Annotated in this window: 17 protein-coding genes; 1 reads left to right on the top strand and 16 read right to left on the bottom strand. The window is 48.0% G+C overall.

Annotated elements, in window-relative coordinates; all coding sequences use genetic code 11:
• Positions 1-152 precede the first annotated feature (152 nt).
• The 13 genes from PGL02S_RS07875 to PGL02S_RS07815 form a co-directional block, all read right to left on the bottom strand.
• Positions 153-914, bottom strand: a complete 762-nt coding sequence (locus PGL02S_RS07875; RefSeq protein WP_006213135.1) for an alpha/beta hydrolase — start codon at positions 912-914, stop codon at positions 153-155.
• Positions 915-938: 24 nt separating this feature from the next.
• Entirely contained in the window at positions 939-1,940 is a 1,002-nt protein-coding gene (locus PGL02S_RS07870; RefSeq protein WP_006213136.1) for a LacI family DNA-binding transcriptional regulator, read from the bottom strand.
• A 41-nt stretch (positions 1,941-1,981) separates the two neighbouring features.
• On the bottom strand, positions 1,982-2,800 hold the full coding sequence (locus PGL02S_RS07865) for a carbohydrate ABC transporter permease (protein ID WP_006213137.1): 819 nt from the start codon (positions 2,798-2,800) through the stop codon (positions 1,982-1,984).
• A 52-nt stretch (positions 2,801-2,852) separates the two neighbouring features.
• A complete protein-coding gene (locus PGL02S_RS07860) occupies positions 2,853-3,758 on the bottom strand; it encodes a carbohydrate ABC transporter permease (RefSeq protein ID WP_063455967.1) in 906 nt (301 codons plus the stop codon).
• A gap of 111 nt (positions 3,759-3,869) precedes the next feature.
• Positions 3,870-5,114, bottom strand: a complete 1,245-nt coding sequence (locus PGL02S_RS07855) for a sugar ABC transporter substrate-binding protein (RefSeq protein WP_006213139.1) — start codon at positions 5,112-5,114, stop codon at positions 3,870-3,872.
• 428 nt (positions 5,115-5,542) lie between these two features.
• Entirely contained in the window at positions 5,543-6,808 is a 1,266-nt protein-coding gene (locus PGL02S_RS07850; protein ID WP_036640039.1) for an MFS transporter, read from the bottom strand.
• 301 nt (positions 6,809-7,109) lie between these two features.
• On the bottom strand, positions 7,110-8,942 hold the full coding sequence (locus PGL02S_RS07845; RefSeq protein ID WP_051449197.1) for a sensor histidine kinase: 1,833 nt from the start codon (positions 8,940-8,942) through the stop codon (positions 7,110-7,112).
• The gene (locus tag PGL02S_RS07840; protein WP_006213142.1) at positions 8,939-10,513 is read right to left on the bottom strand and encodes a response regulator; all 1,575 of its coding nucleotides are present in this window, start codon (positions 10,511-10,513) and stop codon (positions 8,939-8,941) included. The genes PGL02S_RS07845 and PGL02S_RS07840 overlap by 4 nt, the downstream gene beginning before the upstream one ends.
• 134 nt (positions 10,514-10,647) lie before the next feature.
• Positions 10,648-12,324 carry an extracellular solute-binding protein gene (locus PGL02S_RS07835; protein ID WP_036640042.1) on the bottom strand — a complete coding sequence of 559 codons (1,677 nt, stop codon included), beginning with the start codon at positions 12,322-12,324 and terminating at the stop codon, positions 10,648-10,650.
• A gap of 68 nt (positions 12,325-12,392) precedes the next feature.
• A complete protein-coding gene (locus tag PGL02S_RS07830) occupies positions 12,393-13,292 on the bottom strand; it encodes a carbohydrate ABC transporter permease (protein WP_036640043.1) in 900 nt (299 codons plus the stop codon).
• A 27-nt stretch (positions 13,293-13,319) separates the two neighbouring features.
• Positions 13,320-14,294 (bottom strand): ABC transporter permease, encoded by a 975-nt coding sequence (locus PGL02S_RS07825; protein ID WP_036640046.1) that lies wholly within the window; start codon positions 14,292-14,294, stop codon positions 13,320-13,322.
• A gap of 248 nt (positions 14,295-14,542) precedes the next feature.
• Entirely contained in the window at positions 14,543-16,630 is a 2,088-nt protein-coding gene (locus PGL02S_RS07820; RefSeq protein WP_051449198.1) for a molybdopterin-containing oxidoreductase family protein, read from the bottom strand.
• A gap of 304 nt (positions 16,631-16,934) precedes the next feature.
• Positions 16,935-17,810: a formate/nitrite transporter family protein gene (locus tag PGL02S_RS07815; protein WP_036640048.1), complete on the bottom strand. Its 876-nt coding sequence runs from the start codon at positions 17,808-17,810 to the stop codon at positions 16,935-16,937.
• Between the two features lie 263 nt (positions 17,811-18,073).
• On the opposite strand from PGL02S_RS07815, the gene PGL02S_RS07810 reads away from it, so the two are divergent.
• Entirely contained in the window at positions 18,074-19,489 is a 1,416-nt protein-coding gene (locus PGL02S_RS07810; RefSeq protein WP_036640050.1) for an amino acid permease, read from the top strand.
• Between the two features lie 1,920 nt (positions 19,490-21,409).
• On the opposite strand, the gene PGL02S_RS07805 is transcribed toward PGL02S_RS07810, so the two are convergent.
• The 3 genes from PGL02S_RS07805 to PGL02S_RS07795 all read right to left on the bottom strand — a co-directional run bounded on the left by PGL02S_RS07805 (position 21,410) and on the right by PGL02S_RS07795 (position 24,210).
• Positions 21,410-22,660 (bottom strand): MFS transporter, encoded by a 1,251-nt coding sequence (locus tag PGL02S_RS07805; RefSeq protein WP_036640052.1) that lies wholly within the window; start codon positions 22,658-22,660, stop codon positions 21,410-21,412.
• A 111-nt stretch (positions 22,661-22,771) separates the two neighbouring features.
• Entirely contained in the window at positions 22,772-23,365 is a 594-nt protein-coding gene (locus tag PGL02S_RS07800; protein WP_006206989.1) for a TetR/AcrR family transcriptional regulator, read from the bottom strand.
• 248 nt (positions 23,366-23,613) lie between these two features.
• On the bottom strand, positions 23,614-24,210 hold the full coding sequence (locus tag PGL02S_RS07795) for a DUF4352 domain-containing protein (RefSeq protein WP_036640055.1): 597 nt from the start codon (positions 24,208-24,210) through the stop codon (positions 23,614-23,616).
• Positions 24,211-24,281 lie beyond the last annotated feature (71 nt).

The following is a 24,281-nucleotide window of genomic DNA, read 5'->3' as shown; positions in this document are numbered from 1 at the left end:
CGTTTTGATTTTATCAAACACAGTCGTTTTAAGCCATTAAAATATAGATTATATAAGGTCTTAATGCTAATTATGAACAGACTTTAGATTGAATAAATCACATCATATATCTCTATAAATTCGAAACGTTTCAATGAATTTGAACAGAAAATTCAGGGCAGGGGCAGCCAATCCAGCACCCGCTGAATTTTGTTGTCCCAATATCCCCATTCATGTCCACCCGGCTCTTCTTCGTATGTGATATGAATTCCCAGGCTGTCCGCATATCGTCTAAAGGTTTGATTGTCCTTATACAAAAAATCTTCGGTTCCGCAGCATTGATACAGCATCGGTTTGTTTCCGGTGTATGCGGCAAACTCTGCAGCTAAGAAGAGCAAATCATCCCGGCTCCCCCGCACGTTCTCCACACGGCCGAAGATCGTGCGGATCTCCGACTCCTGAAAGCCCGCTCCTGCTGCGCGGCTGGCAAGATCCAGCCCGCCCGACAAGCTTGCACCAGCCGCATAACGCTCCGGATAGCTAAGCGCCAGCTTAAATGCACCATACCCACCCATGGAGATTCCAGCGACAAAGGTATCTTCTCTTCGGCCAGACACCGGAAAGAACGTCCGAACAAGCTTGGGAAGCTCTTCGCTGAGATAGGTGAAGTATGGCAGCCCATTCGCCATATCCATGTAATAGCTGCGCCCGAATCCCGGCATCACGAGTGCGAGGCCTTTGCTCTCGGCATATCGCTCGATGGATGACCTGCGCATCCATTCGGTATGATCTGCCCCTCGTCCGTGAAGCAAATAAAGCACCGGCAGCTTCGAAGAAGAACGGAGTGGCATTAAGCTGCCTTGGGGTAGAAACACCTCCATGCTGGTGGACAGCTGCAGTGTTTCCGAATAAAAATCACATGTGATCCACGCCAAGTTCCTCATCTCCGATCCGGCACCTTAATTCCCTGCTTTACCCTTTCCTACCGATGCACGTTCCATCATATCTGTAGTCAGCATGTAAGACTGCTTCACCGATTCACCGGCCAATGCTTGAAACAGCAAATGGGCTGCAAGCGACCCCGCTTCACTCTTGGGCTGTCTTATGGTCGTTAACGGCGGATTTACGTATTCGGCTAATTGGATGTCATCATATCCGATGACAGAGATGTCATTCGGTACCGATATCCCGCATTCCTCAAATGCCTTCAATCCACCGATGGCCATTTCGTCATTGCCGTAAAACACAGCCGATGGGAGCGATCCCTGCATAATCAACATTTTGGTGGCATTATAACCGCCCTCGCGCACAAAATTGCCGCTGAGACGCCATTTCGACTGTTCCTCCAGCCCAGCCTCCGCAAGTGCTCGCAAATACCCTTTGTAACGTAAATGGTTATCATAAGAATCAGAAGAACCACTGATATAGGCTACATGTTTGTGTCCATTCTCCAGCAGATAACGGGTAGCCGTATATCCTCCCTGCTCTCCGTCAACCAGCACGTTAAGCAAATAATCACTGGACAACTGACGATCCATCACAACGATCGGAAATTGGGGACCGGAGGTCTCAACCAGAACTTCATCACGAATATTGGGTGCCAGAATGATGGCTCCGTCCGCCCTCTTCTCGCGCAGAAATTTAACCGCCGTCGAATCTCTTCCGCCCATCGAGCTGCAAGCAATCAGATCATAACCGTTGGTTAATGCCACTTCCTGCACACTTCGAATCAGTTCAGAATAATAAGGGCCGGACAGATCCGTCAGAATAAGCGCGATGGTCTTGGTACGACTCCGCTTCAAATCCATGGCGAATCCGTTCTTCCGATAATTCAATTGTCTTGCTGCATCGAGCACTTTGGATCTTGTCTTGGAACTCACCCTGCTATCGCCGCTTAGTGCATAGGAAGCGGTTGACAACGCAACCCCGGCGAGCTTTGCCACATCCTTAATCGTTGCCATTTCCTTACGCCCCTTCTAGTACATAAAAAACTCTATTTAACTTATTTCATACCGGAGATCGTATATCCTTCAATAATGTGTTTTTGGAAGAAAGAAAATACGATAATAATTGGAACGACCATGAATGCCGCGCCTGCCATCTGCAGACCGAAGTCAGATCCATGCTGTCCTTTCAGAAGCTGCAAACCAACCGAAAGCGTGTAGAGCTTCTGGTCGTTTGCCATAATGAGAGGCCACAGGAAGCTGTTCCAGGCTCCAATGAACGCCAAGATTCCCTGTACCGCGAATACGGGCTTTGTGATCGGAACGATCAGCTGGAAGAAGATACGCAGCTCCCCTGCTCCATCAAGCCTTGATGCCTCGATTAAATCCGTTGGAATGGTGGACATAAACTGACGGAATAGAAAAATACCGAAAGCGCCAACCAAGCCCGGCAGCACAATACCTGCCATCGTGTTGGTCAAGCCCATTGCATTGATCAGCAGATATACTGGAATCATGGTAACCTGCCCTGGAATCATCATCGTGGCAAGCACGAGATAGAACAGCTTTTTATTGCCAGGGAATTCGTATTTGGCGAATGCATATCCTGCAAGCGCATTAAGGAACAGACCGACAAAAGACCAGAACACAATGATAAGTGTATTTTTCAAATATACAATAAAGTCCAGCTTCGTAAATAAGTCCACATAATTCTTAATTGTAAATTCTTTTGGTAATAACGTTGGCGGAACCGCTGTAAATTCATTTTCCGGCTTGAACGAGGACGTGATCATCCAGATAAACGGAATCATCATGAGCAGTCCTCCTGCAATGAGCAGCACCGTCATGACTGTTTTCTCAATTCTTTTAGCTGCCATACTCTAAAGCCTCCTTCAGTTACGATACGGGATGGTCGCTTGAACCTGAGCCTTAATATTCGACATCTTTTCTCTTGACTGCGAATTGCAAGACCGTTACAGCAATAATGATGATGAAGAGTACAAACGATCCTGCGGCCGCATAGCCAAAATTGCTAAGCTGGAAGCCATTGTTATAGATAAAGAGAGCCATCGACATCGTGGAGTTGAGCGGGCCACCCTTGGTCATAACCAGCGGCTCTTCGAAGAATTGAATCCAGCCGATCAATGTCGTAATGGTGACAAAGAAGGTCGCGAAGCTAAGCAGTGGTACCGTAATGTACAGGAGCTTCTTCCATTTGCTTGCACCATCAATCTCCGCCGCTTCATAATAGGAGCGCGGAATCCCCTGCAGCGCAGCCAGGAAAATGATCATGTTAAGTCCGATGGATTTCCAAACGGCCAGAAGAATCAGCGATAGCTTGGCTAGTGCCGGATCTGTCAGCCACTGCTGAGCCGGCACTCCGAACCAGGACAATATATGGTTAAAGAGGCCGTAATGGCTGTTATACAAGTAACCCCAAACAACCGCGACCGCCACAATATTCGTAATGGAAGGCATATAATACACGACGCGGAATGTCTTAAACAACAATCCCGTGCCATAGTTAAGCAGCAGGGCAGCGCCCATGGCAAGCATTACGACAAGCGGAACTCCGATAATAACATAGAACATGGTGTTAAACATGGATTTCAGAAAGACCGGATCTTTAAATACATTGATAAAATTATCAAAGCCAACGCCTTCAATGTTTGAATAATTCGCGAGGCCGGCAAGGTCAATATCCGTGAAACTGATGACTAGCGCAACGATGATCGGAATGATTGAGAACGTCAGAAGCAGCACCAGTGCGGGCGCAATAAACATATAAGGATACTTATAATGGTTAAAGCGCTTGATAAAGTTCTGCAATGTCATTCACCTCCTGCAAGTGTGGGTTTCTCAATATAAGAATAACGTACGTTTTTAAACAGTCAGGCTTGTTTCATCCTTCGATGAAACAAGCCGGGCTGCGTTTAAGACGCACTCTTATTTTTTGTTTAGCATTTCGGTAGCTTTTTGATTCAGAAGATCCATTTCTGTTTTGATGTCAGCTCCACCAACGGTAATTTTCTCAAAAGCTGCAATAGCTTCCTTGGAAATCGCATCCCACTCCTTAATGAACGGAACAGGTTTAGCGTTTTCGAGCTGCTTTCCAAAGGTAGCAAAAATCGGATCTTCAAAGCGTTGATCTTCCCATGCACTCTTAACAGCAGGCAGGTTTTTAGCTACATCGTAGTTGGTCAGCTGCGATTCTTTTTCACTCATGAAAGAGATGAATTTAACGGCTTCCTCTGCATTTTTGGTTGTGTTGAATACCGACATGTTCGCTCCACCGAGGAACGATGCATTGTTTTCTTTAGCCGGAAGTGTTGTTGTTGCCCATTTGCCTTCAATCTCAGGCGCTTTGTCTTTAACACCTTGAATCATCCAAGGACCGCTGATAAACATCGGGAATTGTCCGTCTTTAAATGCGGCAAACAGATCCAAATCGCTCGCAAGCGGCGTCATTCCGGTATCGTAGAAGCTCTTCAGGTATTCCATGGCTCCCATGAATTCCGGTTCGTTAAAATGAGGCTTCCGGTTCTCGTCAATCATGTCGCTTCCATTCTGCCAGGCAAACATGGACAGGTAGTTCATGTCTTTGGCATCAATGGTAATGGCGTAATTGCCGTTTCCTCTAGCTGCCAGCTTCTCACCGGCATCCTTCATTTCATCCCAAGTCTTAGGACCTTCCGGGTAGCCGACTTCGGCCAGAATGTCTGTGCGATAGAACAATACGCGTGTCTCCACGTACCACGGGATACTGACAACCTTGTCATCATAACTCATGGTTTGGATAGCACCGTCAAAATAGTTCTCTTGTTTCAGGCTAGGATACTGCTCAAGATACGGCGTCAGATCGAGCAAAGCTCCAGCCTGGGCAAACTCTGGAATCCAGGTGGTTCCCATTTGCACGACATCAGGACCACTCTTCGATGCAACCGCTGTAAGCAGCTTGTCATGTGCACTGCCCCAAGGGATCAATTGAACGCTCACCTTAACACCTGGATTTTTCTCTTCATATTCCTTAATTAAGGTTTCGTCTGTTGTGTCACCCATCAACCAAACTTTCAGTTCTTTCTTGCCTTCGCCGCCTTCCTTGGCATCTTCAGACCCACCAGAACATCCGGCTAAAACAACCGAGAACATCAGCATTGCTGCCAACGTCCATAATAATGATTTTTTTCTCATTCTACATTCACCCCGTTTTTAATGTTTACCAGCATGCAAAACGTAATACGGAACTTAAATTGAAAGCACTTACTTCGAAACGTTTCGATTTTATTCGAAAAAATAAAGACGCTGGATAAAGTACAAATCTATAATCCTAATGTCTCTTCATTCCCCCTATAAAGCACCTTCTCATGCTTATTTCAGGTATAAACATGCTTTTGTGTATTCATAATAATCTGCTTGATTGCTTGATAACTTCAAAAAACGCATTCTGTTTTGAAACGTTTCGACAAGTTCATTATAGCTTCCCTTGAGAGCGATTTCAATATCCTTTTTATTTTTTTATGAGTCTATTTTTTGACAAGCGCTGTGAGCTTCGACCCCATAAGAAAGAGCAGCCGGCCGGAAGCTTGCCTGCTGCTTTATAACATTCCATGTTATTTTTCTTAGTGAGGGCTGGAAGCGTCAGCTTGTCTTGCATTCTTGTCGTGGAGGTTATGATTCAGCGAGCTGTTCTTGCTAAGCCGTGCATGCACCATGAAGGATAAGCAGGACAACACCGCAACGCCTGCTGCCAGCCACGCCACTGGCGTCAATCCCCCGCCATCATACATCGTTCCCATAGCATAAGGACCTATCACCCGTCCGACAGCTCCCATACCGCCTGTAACGCCGATATAGAACGGTGCTGCATGACCTGCCCGCTCCGAGATAAAGGCCGGTACAGCAGGTGAGATGAGCATTTCGCCGAGTGTAGCCAGCACCATCGCAAGCACCATACCCGGATAGCTGTGCATCGCCACAATAACGAGGTAAGCAGACAGGTAGAACAGTGCGCTCACCGTCATCTGGCTGCTCTCCGTCCGGGCAAACCAGCGCTTGATTGCATTGGTCAGCGGCTGTGCGGCAAAGATCAATATGCCATTAAGGGTCCATAAATAACCATAGGCTGTCTTGGACATCCCCTCTGAGATGATGAAGGGAGAGACGCCCGTATTCCAGATCGAATTACCGAACCACAGAAACAGAGAGCCCAAACCCATGAAGAGATAAATTCGGGTGTTTCCCAGCAATGCCCAAGCACCGGGGCCTGCGGGAAGCGGAGTTTTGGGCTGCGGGTGATGGGACTGCTCCGGTACGCCGGGTCCGTCCAGCTTCGTCAGATAGGACAGGAAGAAAATCGCAAACCCGAAGGAAGTGACTCCGTTTAAGACAAAACTTAAATGATAGGATATCTCTGCCAAAAATCCACTCATGGCCGTACCTAGCGCTACACCGATATTGTTAGCAACATAGATGACATTGAACAGCTCACCCCGTCGATCGGCAAACCTGAATCCGATAAAGGCCTGAATGGCCGGCATGGATACTGCGTTGCAGAACCCGATGAATCCCATCATCGCGATGAAGAGGCCCCATAGTCCGTTAATGAACGGAAGAGTAAACAACCCCAGCGCATTCAACAGCAGGGAGCCCACGATGAGTTTCTTCACCCCAATTCGGTGATACATGGCCCCGCCCAGGAGCTGGCCCGCAATTCCCCCCATCGATTGAATCAGAATGACAAAGCCGGCATCCTGCATGCTGCGTCCCAGCTCATCAAATACATACATCGTTGTCAGCGGCCACATCAAGGAGCCGCCTGCAGAGGCAACGAGACTTGCTACAAGAAAACCTTTAACTTCCTTAGGGTACTGCTCCAACCATTTCATGTTTATTATCTCCCAGCAGCCTCGCAGCAGTATAATCGGCATAAGCATATATAATCAAAAAGAAAAGCCCTTGCGGGCTTCTATGGTTCTTCTAATAGAAAAGAGAAAGACAACGTCTTTTACTTATCATATCATCCTGTGAAATTTACATTGCTTGTCATTTCTTCGCCCAAATCCTAGTATCGCTTGGGGCCTATGTTTTTAGCAAGCACACTCATTGACGCTTTACCTTGACAGCGAACATGAAACTAAACTGAACGGATCCCTCTTCCCTAGGCAGAGCTATAGTTTGGGGCCCTGTCTACCCTCCTCTCTTATCGGGGTTTGCATTTCTGGCTCTTGCCGGTATGCGTATTTGAACCGAAGTTCCGATTCCCACTTTGCTGAAGATAGACACGCCGTACTCGCTCCCGTAATGCAGCTTCACCCGCTGGTCGATATTGCGGATGCCGCAGCCCGTATGGTTGTTATCCCGGGGATCGAATATTTCCTCGATTCTCCCCTGCTTCATGCCGAGACCATCGTCGATGATCCGATAGAGAATCGTATCCCCTTCCTTTTTGACGACAATCCGAATATGAATGCGATCCCCGCTCCACGCATGCTTCAGCACATTCTCGATAAAGGGCTGCAGAATCAGTTTAATGGTCTCGTAAGGCCATATACTTGTATCCACATCAAAATTGACTTCCATGCGCTGTCCGTATTTTACCTTTTGGATATCCAGATATGCATTGGCCTGCTCAATCTCTAATGCAATGGGTATTAATATTCTTCCCGAATTTAGTGTAAGCCGATAAAATTGTGCCAACTGCACAACCATATTCTGCAGCTTCTCCGTCTCGCCGAATTTCGCAAGTTGATTAATGGAGGATAGCGTATTGTATAAGAAGTGGGGATTAATCTGCGATTGCAGCATTTCAAGCTCTGCTTCCTTCTTTTGAAGCTGGGTTAGATACACTTTATTGATTAACGCCTCGATATCTTCGCCCATTGCATTCAAGGCATTCGCAATTTGCGGGAACTCCCCTTTGCCCCGATAAGCGATCCGTTTATGCAGCTCCCCTTCCCTAAATGCATTGAGTACCCCTACAAGCTTCTGGATTCGCTTAGAGAAAGATCGGGATATCACATACCCTGTATATGTAAACAACACGACGCAGATGATGCAGATTACTATTAATACGGTTCGTACTCTCTTCGCTTCCTGTTCAATGATGTTAAGCGGAACCTGCGCAACAATCTTCCAGTTCTTCTGCGGCAAATCTTCTTCAATCACCAAATAATTCTTCTTATCGTTGGGTGCTATAACGGCATGCGGATTTACCTTGTCACTGGTATGGTCAGGGTCTTCAACCATTGATCCGGAAGTAAACACGACATTCCCAAAAGGATCCAGCACCGATAACACACTTCCGTCGCCAAGCTTCGTGTAATCCACACTGTCGAACAGCTGCGACAAGCGAACACTGAACCTCATGATTCCCACTTCTTGAATATCGAGCGGATTATTCATATCCACGATGCGCCGAATCAGCGAGATCCGCCCATCCCGCTCATCCTCTTCTACCTGCCTCCACGTCATCGTTGAATTATATTTCTCTTCCGGCAGCGTGAAATACCAAAACTCACTCGAAATTCGAGTCATATGGTACATATCCCAGCTTTGTTCGTTGAAATCTTGATTATTGGCATTATCCCAATTTCTATATCTCTCGTACACCGTTTGATTATGAAAATAGACGGATAGCCTTAAATTAAGGCCAACCGCCTTCGCGGCGCTCTCCAGCTTCGGGAGAATGACATTGTTCATGCGGATATGATTATCAGCGCCTGATAAATTCCTGAGGACACTCTGAATGAAGGCAGGATCATCGTACAATGTCGCTGAAGTCTGGACGATATCATCCACTTTATAGGCCACATTATCCCGGATCTGATTGAGCGTCCCCTGGATGTTGACCCGGCTCTGTTTGCGCATGGTGTCATCGTACATCGAGTGTGAAATATAAAAGTTCACGAAAACCAACAGCAATATAAATATCGTAAAGGTCAGCATGAGCTTGTAACCGATGGGTATATACCCCAGCTTCTTACCGTTTATTCTGGATGATGTGGTCCAGCGAGTATTCATCCCAATTCTCTCTTTCGAAATTCCATGGGTGTCATCGCGAATTTCTCTTTGAACTGCCGGCTGAAATAAGGAAGATAGCGGTATCCTACCTGATCGGCGACTTCATAGACCTTGAGACCCGGCTGTTTCAGCAATTCGCATGCTTTTTCCATACGCAGTTGGACAAGCAGTTCATTGAACGTATTTCCTGACCTCTCTTTAATCAGGAACCCGACATGACTCGGCGAAAAACAAAAATGCTGCGCAATATCCTTGATCGTTATATTCTCACTCATCCGCTCTCTCATCAATTGGATAACACTACGAATGAATTTACCATCCTTAGAATTGGATTTCTCATATAATCTTTCGGAAATTCCGAATATGTGCTGTATAAACCAGGAACGAATATCACTGACGGTTTCGAATTGCATCAAAATATCCAGGTGATGGATCTCCATGCCCAACAGGTCAAACAAATCTTCATTTCGACTGCTTAAATATTGTTCGAGCTTCCAGATAATATAATTCGACATATTATGCACGGTAAAGCGGGAGCGCAGATTCCTTATAGAACCAAATAACTTCTCCAGTTCATCACAAATTTGAACCAGCTCATATTTCTCCATCGCTTTTAGGAGGACATTCATGCGCTCATCAAGCATCCGCGCATCGAGCATGCCTGGCTCCGCACTGACATCTTCATACTTGATCATACTTCCCTTGCCAAGAAACATCTTGGCCTCCACAGCTTCCACCGCTTGCCTGTAGGACAGCTGAAGCTGATTCAAGTTGTGTACGGGTTCCCCAATACCCGTTGTCAGGGATGTCGTCAAATGCAACTGAACGTTATCCGTCAAGGTACGTATCGTATGGGTGGCGCTTACGTCCTCAAGCAGGATCGCTACCCGCTGCGAGGACAGCTTGCAGTATGGAAGCATGCCGCCATCTGTAATCGCCTCCTGGATACGCTGCAGAAATATTCTTGCCAGTTCCCTCTTTGAAAAAAGACTCCCTGTTTGGCGCCAAGACAGATTATCCAGTTCCATGACGGCGACGCGGATCGGCCACTTCAACTGGTCGAATTCATAAGAAATACTCATCTGTGTCAATAATTCCTCTGATTCTTCCCGTTCAAGCAGGCGTATGAGAAAGTCACTTTTGACAATGGGGATCATCTCCTGATAAGCCATCTCCACCTCGCGCTGCTTGATCTCCTCATCCAAATCCCGTTTTACCTTGATTAATGAAGCAACCAGTTCCCGATCGTTCATGGGCTTCAGAACATAGCTATACGCCTTCAATAAGAGTGCTTGCTGTACATAGCTAAATTCCTGATATCCGCTGACGAATATGATCCGAATGTTAGGTTTATGCTCAATCGCAATCCGAGCAAGCTCGAGCCCGGACATATAGGGCATATTGACGTCGCTGACCAATATATCAACTTCCTGGTTCTTTATTATTTCGCATGCCGACAATGCATTATTGACGCTCCCCACTAACTCCATGTCCAAATCAGACCAAGGAATGAATCTTCTCATTCCTTCAAGATCCAGTTCTTCATCATCCACAAGCAGCACCTTGTACATGGAACCCCTCCATAATGGTAGATACACCTCTACTTACACATACGTGCAAAAGACTATTTGATAATAAAACAGAGATATCCCAAAGAATCTGGTGGATTCTTTGGGAGGCTTCCCTGTAATAACGCTGTAATTAATTATTTTCTCTTCGCCAAGTTCTCCTGCCAATTGGCTGTACGGTAATCAAGAAGCTGCTGGTAACCCAGATCCATCAAATCCTTGTTCCCTTGGTCAAGAATTTTATCAACCTCTTCGTCACTCTTAGCCATTACGGATTTGGCATAAATTTCGAGGAACAATTCATTTACAGATGTTTTTATAATGCCTTCATCGGAATCCGGGGATGGTTCAATACCGGAAAATTCCGTAACGTTTAATTGAGTTGGCCAAGTAATCGTTTGTTGGTAACGTGTTCTCCAATCCTGCTCTTCGAACGGAAGATCCTTCATATATTTATATTTGGAAGGGTCAATATAACTCGTATTCCCTACAAACATAACCGGAGAATTTTCGGATTGAATTTTGGCTACTTCTTCGGGATTATAAGTCTCGGTGAAATTCGGCTGACCCTGCTCATCAAAGCCTTTCCAGTTCTTACCCTCAGGACCGAAGAATTGCACGTTCATTCCTTCCGGACCTGTATACCAGTCAAGGAATGCAAAGATCGCTTCAGGGTCTTTGGCAGCCGTTGTAATATATGCAGCATTCCATCCAAAGCTTGTGTAGGTCCCTGGATAAATCTTGTTCTTATCCAGACCAGGCTTATGAATAGGCCAGATCATGAAATACCCGCCGTCCGGATCCTTCTTAATTAACTCCGGCTGTGCTTCTCCTGCCATATCTGTCGGACTGGCTCCGGCAAACACAGCGACTCGGCCTGTCATGACTTTCTCCAGCACTTGATCTTCCGTTTGGTTAAAGGCATCTTGTGAAATGAGTTTCTCTCTGTAAAGTTTAGCGATATATTTCTGAGCCTCACGGAATACCGGATCCATGAGTAGCGACGTCAGCTTGCCATCCTTTGGAACCGCTAACAAATTAGCGTTAAGGTTGGTGTAGCTTGCTCCCTCTCCGAAAGCCGTATATAACACACCCAGTCCTTGTCGATCCTGTGCGCGATGCGGCTCGAACGGAACAATCTCGCTGCCATACTTTTCTTTAACCTTTACCAGGTAGTTATATAAATCATCTGTGGTTTCGAGTGGCGGCTTGCCCAGCTCTTCGTAAATTTTCTTGTTAATTACATAACCTGCATTTCCGTAAGGATTGGATGAGTACCAGTTAGGAAACCTGTACAGCTTGCCGTCTTCAGCACGAAGCAGGTCCAGATCGCCCATCCACGTTTTCAGGTTGGGATACTTATCCAGATATTCATCATAGGCTACCAGCTTTCCTTCTTTACGAAGTCTCTCCATATCCTGATCCTCACGGTCTGCCCAGATCATGTCAGGCAAATCGTCTGATGCCATCATCGCGCTCAGCTTTTGCGTATGTGCTCCGGCAGCCGCTATCATATTGAGCTTAACTTGCTTTTCTTCGCTCAAATATTTGCCGATAGGCGTGCTTTCCCATTTAGGGAAATCTGTGTTTCCATAGTGTGCATAAGCTGAAAATTCCAGCGGCTTCTCGCCAAGCACCCATTTACCTCCATCCCCCTCTGCTGGAGGGTCAGTCTCTTTATTCCCCTCATTGGTTGTTGCAGGCGGTGTCGCCGGCGGTGCGGCTTCTTTTTTACTCCCGCATCCGGCAAGAACAGTAACCATGACCAACAGAAGCGATACCATTACGAGCAATGGCTTTTTCGTCTTTCTCATATACCTAACCCCTCTCATTTCCAAGAATATATATGTTCAAAGCTGTTCGCCTTAAACCGTTCGGCCACCTACTCTTTCAACGAGCCTACCAGCACGCCTTTGACAAAATATTTCTGCACAAAAGGATAGACCAAAATGATCGGCAAGGTCACAACAATCATCATCGCCATCGTAAGCGACTTGGAAGTAATTTGCCTTGCTTGATCCAGAAGAGCAACCGAAGCGCTGTCGAGCACGGTGCTTGAACCGGATACAATATTGGCATTCAAGGTCTGTCTCAATATCGTCTGAATGGGCAGCAAAGTATCGCTAGTGATGTAGATGCTTGGCAGGAACCAGTCGTTCCAATGGCCAACGGCGGTCAACAAGGACAGCGTGGCGATAACCGGCCCGGACAATGGAAGAATAATCCTGAAGAATATACCCCAATTGCTGCAGCCATCAATATTGGCCGATTCTTCCAAGCCAACGGGAAGGCCCTTAAAGAAAGTTCGGAATATAATCATATTCCAGACGCTGATAAGTGATGGAATAATAAACACCAGAAAGCTGTCCATCATACCCAGTGAACGGATCAAGAGATAGGTTGGAATCAATCCTCCGCCAAAGTAAAGCGTGAATATAAAGAACACCATATAATAGCTCCGTCCGATCAGATAGGATCGAGTCATCCCGAAGGCAAGGAGCGCTGTCATGAAGATGGAGGTTGCGGTTCCGATTACGGTACGGCCTATGGATACGAGAAACCCGTTAAGCAGTCTTTCATCTTGCAGTATGATTTTGTAATTTTCGAGTGTGAATTCTCGTGGCCAGAAGGTGACCCCTCCCTTGGCGGTATCCACACCTACATTGAAAGAAACAGCCACCGCATTCCAGAACGGATAGAGTGCCGTGAAGGCGAGTAGACTGAGCAACGCGTATACCACAATGAGCATGACCTTGTCACCAAAGCTAATTCTTTTTAACATGCCGTACCTCCTGAGGGCTGCTGATTCTTACCATAAGCTGTTACCAGATCTTCGAGCCATATAGTTCGCGATCGTTAGCAGTCCTACACTGATGATTGCCTTGAACAATCCGATAGCAACCGCATAAGAATAGCGATGTGACCCCAAGCCTACCCGATAGACATACGTATCAATCACATCAGATACAGGCCTTAGCACAGGATTGGATGCCAGGAGCAAGATGTCCTCAAAGCCAGCGTTGAGCAAGTTGCCGATGGCAAGAATCATAAAGATAATGACTACCGGCATAATCGAGGGAAGCGTAATCAAGTAGATCTGCTTCGCCTTGCTTGCCCCGTCGATATCTGCAGCCTCGTACAGAGCAGGATCAATGCTTGCAATCGCAGCCAGGAATACAATCGAGTTAAATCCGATATCCTTCCATACGTTGGCCGAAATGAGGATCGACCAGAAATATTCTTTCAACGAGAGAAAATTGATCGGTTCATCAATGGCCCCTATGCGCTCCAGCAAAATATTGATGCTTCCGTTTTCCGTGGATAGCAAGGCGGTGGCAAACCCCGCAACGATGACCCACGATAAGAAATAGGGCAGATACGTGATCGTTTGAATCACTCTTTTGAACAACATATGGCGAACTTCGTTCAGTAAAAGCGCCAGTATGATCGGAGCCGGAAATCCGATAACGAACTTCAACAGGCTGATGACAATCGTGTTGCGCAAAATCCTCTCAAACTCGGGGGCGGCAAAAAAGGCTTCGAAATGCTTAAAACCGACCCACGGGTTATCCCAAATCCTTGATCCGGTGAACAGGTTATAATCCATAAAACCGGTTATTACGCCATACATGGGCATATAGGCAAAAATGAAAACCAGAATGACCCCGGGTAACACCATGAGCTGAACATCCCATTGCTTCATCAAGCGTCTGAGGAAACTTTTACTGTGAACTTTGGGCTGCCGGGAAATGGGTGATTGCTGTTCTGCAGTAGCTTGCGGCATATTTATCCTCCCGTTACGAATTGATCTAAACGCATGCCGGGTCTCTGAATTTCTGCCATTCCGAAACCGCTTGCAATTGACTTAGTACCATTCTACCTATGGAAATTTATTCAAGCTATATAACAAAACCCCGATTTTTTATACTTCCACCGGAATGTGTTATCACTTTCAGCCCCCCACTTTCTTATCTATAAAAAAAGACTGCCTTCAGGTCATATAGACCTTCAAGACAGTCTCGTATTCATCTTTTAGATACCCTTCTCTTTAGCCCTGACCTCGACTACCGTCGAGAAAAAGGTGGCCCCTTCGCCCATGTCGGACAGCCTGTCCGGCGTAAGGGCGTTAGCACGCTGCTTCCGGCCTTCGCCTTCCCACCACAAGCCTTGACTGACCACGGTGCCCGGCAGCATTTTATCTGTTACCTTCGCCCGGACCTCATAGGTTCCGCGGTCATTATATACCGTAACCATATCTCCATCCTGTAACCCGCGCTCCGCTGCATCCTCCGGATGGATCTGCAGTGCGGGCTCCTTCTCCAGCTTCTGATGTTTCTCCACATTCGCAAAGGTTGAATTCAGGAAATTGTGATTCGGCGGGGAGATGAACATCAGCGGATATTGATGCCCGCGGCCTCGCCTCACGCCATCATATCCTTCCTTCAATGGCACGTAAGTCGGAAGAGGCGGAAGACCGGCTGCTTCCAGCTGTGCCGAATACAGCTCAATCCGGCCGGAAGGCGTCGGCAGACGGTCCAGATACGTCTCCAGCGGGGTCATGTCGAGCTTCACGTGGCGGTGCGCTTTCAGCTTGTCCAAGGTAACGCCGTTCAGATAAGGGTTGTCCGGATAGTCGAGCGCCCTTGCAATCATCTCTTCTTCTGTCTCATAGAAAGCAGGCTCATTGAAACCCATGGCCCGTCCCAGCAACGAGAACAGCTCCACATTGCTCTTGCTCTCCCCAAGCGCTGGAATGACCGGCTCCTGAAGCTGGATGTACTGATGCCAATAGGAACTGAACAGATCCGTATTCTCAAATGAAGAGGTTGCCGGAAGCACGATATCTGCATATTTCGCTGTGTCCGTCATAAACAGGTCATGTACAACGGTAAACAGATCTTCCCGTGCAAAACCTTCGCGCACCCGCTCCGTATCTGGAGCGACAACGAGCGGATTGCTGCAATAAACGAACATGGACTTAATCGGCTGCTCGGTCATCGCAAGTGCCTCGCCAATCCGGTTCATGTTGATGGTTCGGGCCTCGGGATTCGGTCTCAGATCCGGGCGCTCCAGTGCATCGCTGTCCATACTGTTATAGCCGCCATTCGACTTGGAGGCACCTCCGCCCCGCTTGAGCCATTGTCCGGTCAAGGCAGGAAGCGCCGCTATGCTGCGTACCGTCAATCCGCCATTATCGTGATGCTGAAGTCCGTTTCCGATGTGGATATAAGACACCTGGGCTCGGCCATACAACTCAGCCAGCTTCTCGATATCCTCAGCCGAAACGCCGGTAATGGAAGACACATACGCCGGCGTGTATGTTCTCACATGCTCGCGCAGCTCCTCATGACCCAGGGTATAGTGCTGGAGGAACTCCTCATTCACCATGCCGTCACGAAACATAATGTGCATAATACCGACGGCCAGGGCCGCGTCCGTGCCCGGAAACAGCGGAATGAACCAATCCGCCCATTGCCCGGTCTGATTTTTATGAACATCAATGACAATGACCTTGGCACCGGACTTGCGCGCTTTCTCTGCGAGCACCACCTGGTGCATATTGGTGCTGACGATATTGCCGCCCCAGACGATAATGACGTCAGCCAGCACCGTGACCTCAGGCACGGTGCCTCCGTTAAAGCCCATGACGGACTTCCAGCCTTCACTGCCTGCCGAATTGCAGATGGACTGCTTCAGCCGGCTGGCGCCCAGCTTGTTGAAGAATCTCCGGTCCATGCCGTCCACGCTCAATATGCCCATGTTGCCGTAGAAGCTGTAAGGCAGAATGCTCTCGGAGCCGTGTTCCTCGAGCAGCCCCTTGTAGCGCGCGGTAATCTCCTGAACCGCTTCATCCCAGCTGATTCGTTCGAAAGCGCCCTCTCCCTTGGTGCCTACCCTCCGCATCGGATAGAGCACACGCTCCGGATGGTATACCCGGTGTGCCATATTGCGGACTTTATTGCAGATGGCTCCTTGCGTAACCGGATGGTCCGGATCTCCGGTAACCTTGACGATTTTCCCGTTCTCTTTATGCAGCAGCAGGCCGCATGTATCGGGACAATCCAACGGACATACCCCTGGAAATATGCCATTTTCCTGCTGAATCATGTCTTGAGTCATTTCGTCCATTTCCCCCTTCTGCTCGGCTGCATCCTATCCCTTATCTTAAAAGAACATCAGGGTTCCAGTAAAGTCATACATTTTTTTCTAAATAGGGTGATTCACGCTTCTCCCTGCCGGGTATATTCCTATCAAGAGCAAAGAAGAGGAACCCAGACCCTTTCTCTTCCTTGCCAAATCATGGACCACTCCCAAAAAATTCGCCATGCCGTGTCTCCTCCCCCGAGACCGGCATGGCGAATTTGCTTTTTATGGTAGACGTTCCCTTGGTGCCCGCGATTTTCTGCAATCGATACTGAATTTATTATGATACCTGCTGTGCTGAATGAACCTCAGGAGGACTTCCAGCAGCAGGAGTCGTTGTCACGGCTGCGGCGTCATTGTGAATGCCGGATACCTCCTCCGCCCTATTGCTATTCTTCAAGTAAACAGACCCGTAAGCAGCGGCCACAAACAGCGAGCCGCCCACAAAATTGCCAAGCCATACCGGAATGAAGTTCATGAAATACTGCCCCCAGCTGTAATAACCTTCGAATATCGCTGCCGGGATTAGGAACATATTTGCCACCACGTGCTGAAAGCCGATAGCGACAAAAGCCATGGTCGGGAACCAGATCCCCAGAATTTTGCCGCTCATCTGATCCGATCCGTAGGAGAGCCATACGGCAAGCGCAACAAGCCAGTTGCACCCGATGCCGGACAAGAACGCCTGCAGGAAGCTGTCGTCCAGCTTATGACCTGCCATATTAACCAGCTTCTCCAAGTATACGCCGCTGCCTGTTAGCCCGGTCACATGGCCAAAGAAATAGGCAACAAACAATGCCCCCGCCAAGTTGCTTACCGTGACAAGCGCTAAATTCCGGATCAGTTCCTTGGTGGAAATCCGCTGCTTGAATCTGGCCAAGGACACCGCCATCATGTTGCCCGTCAGCAGTTCTCCGCCTGCAAGCAATACCAGAATAAGCCCGACCGGGAATACCGCCGCACCTATAAAACCGGCAATCCCTCCCCAGGCCGGAGATGCTCCGGCGATAACGCGGATATCCAGCAGAAAGCCGAGCGCAATGAATGCCCCTGCCAAAAAGCCTAGTATCATAACATTCAAGGTGGAATTGCGTGCTTTTTTTACACCGGTCTCCACGGTAATTTCTGCGATACGATCAGGTTTGTAGTAGGCCATGGTCTCTCCCTCATTTCTCCTGCATTCGTTCTATTGCGTATGTCCGATGCAGCCCTTGGTTTCCTATTTATCGTTTACCATCATTGTAACGCAGCTGTATCACCTTGAACGTGAATTATGTCACGTTTGTGTCCATCAGGGGAGGACAGCGTTCAGATGAGACATTCCCCCTTTCAAAGAAATTCGTTTTTCTTTATAATGTCGAATGGATGGGTCACACATCGGGGAAATCTATCTAAATAAACATCTAGGAGACTCCATTTATGAGCTTGAAACACAATCTGCTTCGCAAGAAGCCGATCCCTAATATGCAAGGTGGGGAAGTACGTTCCGCATTAAAAAAACAACTCAGTGCCATGGACCTTATCGTCCTCGGCGTGGGTTCTATCGTGGGAACAGGGATTTTTGTATTAACCGGCGTCACCGCCGCAACCCATGCCGGACCGGGATTAATCGTTTCGTTCCTACTGGCGGGTCTGGTGTGCGCCTTCTGTGCACTCTGCTACGCAGAATTCGCCTCCACCGTACCGGTGGCGGGCAGTGCATATACGTACAGCTATTCAACCTTTGGTGAAGGTTTTGCCTGGCTGATGGGCTGGGACCTGCTTCTGGAATACGGCTTCGCCAGCGCTTTGGTATCCAGCAGCTGGTCTGGTTACGTCCAGAGCATCCTTGCGGGCTTCGGGATACATCTGCCCACCGCGATAACCAATGCCTTTAATCCGGCCAACGGTACCTATGTGGATGTCCCCGCTATATTTATCGCGCTTCTGATCACGTGGATTGTATCGCGGGGAGCCAAGGAATCGACAAGGCTTAACACCTTCATGGTTTATCTGAAAGTTGCCGTCATTCTGCTGTTTATCGGCGTGGGGATATTCTATGTGGAGCCGGATAACTGGACGCCGTTCCTGCCATTCGGCATGGAAGGTGTCATGACGGGAGCGGCCATTGCCTTCCTCGCCTACGTGGGTTTTGATGTCATTGCAACGGCAGCCGAAGAAGTCAAGCAGCCGCAGAAGAGCCTCCCGATCGGCATTCTGGGTTCCCTGTTGATTGTGTCCGTGTTATATATTGCGGTTACCGCAGTGCTGACAGGTCTCGTACCATACAACCTGCTCAATGTGAAAGATCCGGTTGCCTTTGCGCTGCTCTACATCGAGCAGGACTGGATGTCCTACTTCATCTCGCTGGGAGCAATAGCCGGTCTCACCACCGTGCTGATGGGTGTCATGTTCGGACAGTCCCGACTGCTGTATGCGCTCGGCCGGGACGGACTCCTGCCGAAACGGATGAGCTCGGTCAATCCGAAAACGAAGTCGCCGGAATTCAGCACCTGGGTGTCCGGTATCAGCATCGCCTTGCTGTCCGGTTTTGTCCCCCTTGGCAACCTGGCGGATTTAGCCAGCATCGGCACGCTTTTTGCCTTCATTACCGTCTCGCTCGGCATCATCGTGCTCCGCAAAACGCATCCGGATCTAAAACGCACCTTCCGCGTGCCGTTTGTGCCTTGGCTGCCTTTGATTGCTGTTGCCAGCTGTCTCTATCTGCTGACCACGCTGCAGTGGATTACCTGGATCGGGTTCATCGTATGGATCGGACTCGGCATCATCATCTACGCTATATACGGATACAGGCATAGCACCTTGTCAAAAGGCGAATCATCCGAATACGAGTAGATCACCCCTACAGAATAGGATGTCAAACCACTTGGGATGATTGAAATAACAGCCGGACGTTAGAGCGCCTTTGTTCATTGGTTCAGACAACATTCTTAGATTAGAGCACTTGGCCTGCTCAATCTGAGCAAGAGTACGCAAAATAGCGGTGTGTGGATTAAATCCATACACCGCTATTTTTTTATGGAATATGCTGCTTTACCCGATCACCGTTATTTATCCGAAAACCGTTGTTTACCCGAAATACCCAATAACCGTTGATAAGTACGCTCGTTTTAGAACTATAGGGCAGTTGGTTGTCTGGTTGTCTAACGGACTGGAGAGACGCTATTGGATGGAAAAAGTAGCTTTTTGAATTCTAACGGACTTGATAGGCGTTATTTAGCCAATCTGATGGGAAATGTCCTTTTATCTGGCCTCATAGCGACGCTGGTGTCCGTTACGTTTACAATAGAAGCCAATTAGCGCAAATAACGCTTCTGATGTCCGTTAGAGATAGAGCTGGTGTGCATGAGAGTGTGCCGAAATGGCAAATCAAGCTAGCTTCCAGAAAGTGTACCCCAATGTTGGATGGAGCTCCAAAGTGCATCCTAATGTCCGATTGAGCTCACATTCAGAAGACACCAGCCCAGTGGACTGGTCTAACGGACTTGAGAGACGCTATTGGACGTAAAAAGTAGCTTTTTGAATTCTAACGGACTTGAGAAGTGTTATTTAGTCAATTTGATGGGAAATGTCCTTCTATCCAGCTTCATAGCGACGCTGGTGTCCGTTACGTTTACAATAGAAGCCAATTAGCGCAAATAACGCTTCTGAGGTCCATTAGAGATGGAGCTGATGTCCCGAGAGCGTGCCGTATATGTTAAATCAACCTAGCTTCCAGAAAGTGCATCCAATGTTAGATTGAGCTCACATCCAGGAGTACACCAGCCCAGTGGGCTGGTCTAACGGACTCGAGAAACGCTATTGGGCGGAAAAATTAGCTTTTTGAATTCTAACGGACCTGAGAGGCGTTATTTAGCCCATTTGATGGGGATCGGCCTTCTATCAAGCTGCATAACGCCGCTGGTGTCCGTTACGTTCACTATAGAAGCCAATTAGCACAAATAGCGCTTCTGATGTCCGTTAGAGATGGAGCTGGTGTCCATGAGAGTGTAGCGAATTGTCAGATCAAGCTAATTAGCGCAAATAGCGCTTCTGGAGTCCGTTAGAGATGGAGCTGGTGTACATGAGAGTGTAGCGAAATGTTAAATCAACCTAGCTTCCAGAAAGTGTAACCCAATGTTAGATTGAGCTCACATTCAGGAGTACACCAGCCCAGTGGACTGGTCTAACGGACTGGAGAGACGCTATTGGGCGGAAAAATTAGCTTTTTGAATTCTAACGGACCTGAGAGTCATTATTAAGTCAATTTGATGGGAAATGTCCTATTATCTGGCCTCATAGCGACGCTGGTGTCCGTTACGTTTACAATAGAAGCCAATTAGCACAAATAACGCTTCTGGAGTCCATTAGAGATGGAGCTGGTGTGCATGAGAGAGTGCCGGAATGTTAAATCAAGCCAATTAGCACAAATAACGCTTCTGGAGTCCGTTAGAGATGGAGCTGGTGTCCATGAGAGTGTAGCGAATTGTCAGATCAAGCTAATTAGCGCAAATAGCGCTCCTGAGGTCCGTTAGAGATGGAGCTGATGTGCATGAGAGTGTGCCGAAATGTTAAATAGAGCTGAAATCCAGTAAATGTACTGAATTGTCAGATCAAACGAACCTCCAGAATGTGCACCCCCATGTCAGATTGAGCCAACATCCAACCCGCTTATCGTGCGCTGTACCTAACTTGCAGTTTCTGCACAGAAGTTAGAGTAATCAGCAGCTCTTCATCCATCCTACGACTTAGGCCAGCGACTCTCCTCCCCAGAGGTTACACCTTGACCGTGGCGTTTACACTTACAGGCGCTTCCGCTTCCTCCTGGACAGGTTCCCTGGAAATCGGAAGCTTCATGCTGATGAAGGACGACAATAGGAAGAGGGCTCCCGCCGTGAAATACACCACAACAATCGAGGTTGCCGACATATACCATCCCGTAAACCCGGAGCCGATCAGCATCATGCCGGTAAAGACCGGCATCATCACGCCACCCAGCCGACCGATGAATTTCTCATCCACCTGCTGCATCATTACCGCCATTAATACGGTTTGAGCCATCGCCATCAGCACCCCGGTCAAAAATCGCATCGTGCCGGTCAGCATCGGCCACTGGGACAGCACCTCTACAAAGGTTGAGAGTCCCAGAAACGAAAGCCCTGCAAACAGCAAGTAGGTGCCTTTTACCTTACCTGCAATAACAGCGGCGATCAGTCCGCCAATCAACATGCCCAGACCTTCCAGAGCCGTAAACCACTGGACGCTGGACATATCCAGCTGGAGTCGCTCCGTTATGACAAAGATGTCCAAAGGCTGTACGAGTCCGCTGCCAAGCGCCAATACCACGTAGACCACGAGCAGTACTTTCAGTAATCGACTGGAAGCGATGTAAGAAAATCCGGCCTTCATATCCTTCAGTAAAGAACCGGCAGATTCTGTGGTATCCGGTGCTTGATCTACACTCGAAGGGAGGAAGGTTAATACGATCGCTGACGCAGCGAACAGAACCAGCAGGCTTATTAATGAAGCTAGAAGGCCAAAAGTTTGATAAATCGTCGTTCCAACCATGGGACCCAAAATAATAAACAGCGACATCAACGTCTGGGACAAAGCTGTTGCCGCTGGCACATGTTCATCCGGCAGGCACCGCTTGATGATCTTCATCGACGAAGGCTGCGAAAATTGCGAAACAACCGCTGATACCAGCGTAACGGCAAACACCGCCTGCCAGTATCCCGCTAACACCACGAACAGAATAAGCAGGATAGATAAGAAGCTTAACACGTCGCCCCATATCATCGTCCGCTTCGGCCGCCAGCGGTCTGCCAGCACACCACCGATCATGGAGATAACAAAAATCGGTACGTACTCAATGACCGTAAGCAGCGATACGGCGACCGGGTCATGGTTGCTCTTTTCCATAATGAAGAACAACAGCGCCATGTTGCGGATCCATATCCCTATATTTTGCATAAAATCAGAGACCATAAGCAGTACAAACGCACGGTTTCCAAACAATTGCCTCATGTTTCCATCCCCCTAATATAAAACCGACTGTTCGGTTTAATTATAATTACAGAAACGCCTTTTGTCCGTTCCAAGAACGATAACACGCTTCTGATCATTTCCTGATGCAAACTACGGCCTTCCATTCGTTAACACACCTTTTAAAAAGTACGTAACGCCCTTGCGGTATAAAATCCTTGATTTCTCCTGGGATCGTTCATAGTAAGAAATCGACAACCCATCCAGCAGCGATCCAAAAATAATGGAGATCTCATCGATATCCCCTTCCGATATCCGTCCCTCGCGCGCACCCTCCAGCATAATCTCTCGGTACAGCGTACGCGGACCCTGCAAAATAGCAAGCATCTCGGCCACAATCGTCTTATTCTCCGGCTGATTGATATAGAACTCCTCCGCAATCTTGGTCAGCGGATTCTGAAAATCATCAACCATATGATCGGCTATTCCATACAGCTTCTCTTCGAAATTGGTGTAATGGGCTTTTTTATCGTTCCAGCCTTCCATCCATTCCTGATTCTGCTTCGCCAGCAGCTTGACAAACAAATCTTCCTTGCTTTCGAAGTGATAATAAATGCTGCCCTTGCTGGCACCTGTATATTTGACCAGTTCATCCATCGATGTAGCCGCATACCCGCGCTGAATGAACAGCTCTTTCGCTTTATCCAGAATCAAATCCCGCTTTCGCTGCGCTTTTTCTGAAGACATAGATGTAAGCACTCCTTGTCTGGAATAACGATCTTAGCCCAAAGCCAAGACCTTTCCCTTAATAAAAATGAAAGTCAAGGTTCATGGAATCCATCCCCTCACAAGAAACCGACTATGCGGTTTACTCATAATCATACTGAAAACATCTCCCCGTGTAAAGTCAGCAACAGCATGCACAGAAAAAAAGGGATTCTGCCCTGCCCCGCAAAATCCCTTCCATCTCACAATCAATTCTAATGAAGCTTCCATTATTCCACTGTCCAAATGGCCCTTCCTTCTTTCATCGGATCGCCGTAACTTAGCTGCAGCCCCTGAACACCCTGCTTCACTTCGTACGGAATTTCACCTTTTAGTTCTCCGCCTGGTGCAACCGTACCATCCAGCATCTTCACATCATCCGTAATAGGGACCGTGTAGTTAAGATCACTGGAATCCGTCAAGGAAAAAGACAGCGCTGATGATATGACAAGCGGCTCCTGTCCATTGTTCTTCACAGTAAGCTCAACAACCTTAAACGTATGGCCAGCCTGAGGCTTTAAGTATTCATCGCCTTCTGAATCGCGTACGCTGTTCAGCGTAATGACCGCGCCGTGATAATCCACCGTGTCGCCCACAGCCGCAGGCTCGCCAATCGGTTTCACATCTGTATTTGCAGTTGATTCCTTATCCTCTTGGATCGGTTCTGTAGACGATTCTTCTGCAGACGGATCCTTCTCATCCGCCCCCTCGTTACCCACAACGGCCGGTGGAGTCTCTGCCGGGGGATCGGCCTGATCATTGGAACAAGCAGCTGTCAGCAGCATGGACAACAACACAGCAGCGACCAGCATAACTTTTTTATTCATTCCATTATCCTACCTCTCTGAAAGACTATATCTAAATGTGCGGACCATTTCCATTTCGCCTTAAAAACCCT

This window comes from Paenibacillus glucanolyticus NBRC 15330 (assembly GCF_004000885.1).
GTDB classification, from domain to species: domain Bacteria; phylum Bacillota; class Bacilli; order Paenibacillales; family Paenibacillaceae; genus Paenibacillus_AQ; species Paenibacillus_AQ glucanolyticus.
Note: the sequence above shows the minus strand (reverse complement) of the source record. Positions and strands in the feature narration are given on the sequence as shown.

Excerpts from the sequence above, each read along its gene's own strand:
- PGL02S_RS07840 (WP_006213142.1), bottom strand. The coding sequence starts at position 10,513 with ATGTACAAGGTGCTGCTTGTGGATGATGAAGAACTGGATCTTGAAGGA.
- PGL02S_RS07865 (WP_006213137.1), bottom strand. The coding sequence starts at position 2,800 with ATGGCAGCTAAAAGAATTGAGAAAACAGTCATGACGGTGCTGCTCATT.
- PGL02S_RS07870 (WP_006213136.1), bottom strand. The coding sequence starts at position 1,940 with ATGGCAACGATTAAGGATGTGGCAAAGCTCGCCGGGGTTGCGTTGTCA.
- PGL02S_RS07860 (WP_063455967.1), bottom strand. The coding sequence starts at position 3,758 with ATGACATTGCAGAACTTTATCAAGCGCTTTAACCATTATAAGTATCCT.
- PGL02S_RS07795 (WP_036640055.1), bottom strand. The coding sequence starts at position 24,210 with ATGAATAAAAAAGTTATGCTGGTCGCTGCTGTGTTGTTGTCCATGCTG.
- PGL02S_RS07825 (WP_036640046.1), bottom strand. The coding sequence starts at position 14,294 with ATGCCGCAAGCTACTGCAGAACAGCAATCACCCATTTCCCGGCAGCCC.
- PGL02S_RS07850 (WP_036640039.1), bottom strand. The coding sequence starts at position 6,808 with ATGAAATGGTTGGAGCAGTACCCTAAGGAAGTTAAAGGTTTTCTTGTA.
- PGL02S_RS07830 (WP_036640043.1), bottom strand. The coding sequence starts at position 13,292 with ATGTTAAAAAGAATTAGCTTTGGTGACAAGGTCATGCTCATTGTGGTA.
- PGL02S_RS07845 (WP_051449197.1), bottom strand. The coding sequence starts at position 8,942 with ATGAATACTCGCTGGACCACATCATCCAGAATAAACGGTAAGAAGCTG.
- PGL02S_RS07820 (WP_051449198.1), bottom strand. The coding sequence starts at position 16,630 with ATGACTCAAGACATGATTCAGCAGGAAAATGGCATATTTCCAGGGGTA.
- PGL02S_RS07810 (WP_036640050.1), top strand. The coding sequence starts at position 18,074 with ATGAGCTTGAAACACAATCTGCTTCGCAAGAAGCCGATCCCTAATATG.
- PGL02S_RS07815 (WP_036640048.1), bottom strand. The coding sequence starts at position 17,810 with ATGGCCTACTACAAACCTGATCGTATCGCAGAAATTACCGTGGAGACC.
- PGL02S_RS07805 (WP_036640052.1), bottom strand. The coding sequence starts at position 22,660 with ATGAGGCAATTGTTTGGAAACCGTGCGTTTGTACTGCTTATGGTCTCT.
- PGL02S_RS07800 (WP_006206989.1), bottom strand. The coding sequence starts at position 23,365 with ATGTCTTCAGAAAAAGCGCAGCGAAAGCGGGATTTGATTCTGGATAAA.
- PGL02S_RS07855 (WP_006213139.1), bottom strand. The coding sequence starts at position 5,114 with ATGAGAAAAAAATCATTATTATGGACGTTGGCAGCAATGCTGATGTTC.
- PGL02S_RS07835 (WP_036640042.1), bottom strand. The coding sequence starts at position 12,324 with ATGAGAAAGACGAAAAAGCCATTGCTCGTAATGGTATCGCTTCTGTTG.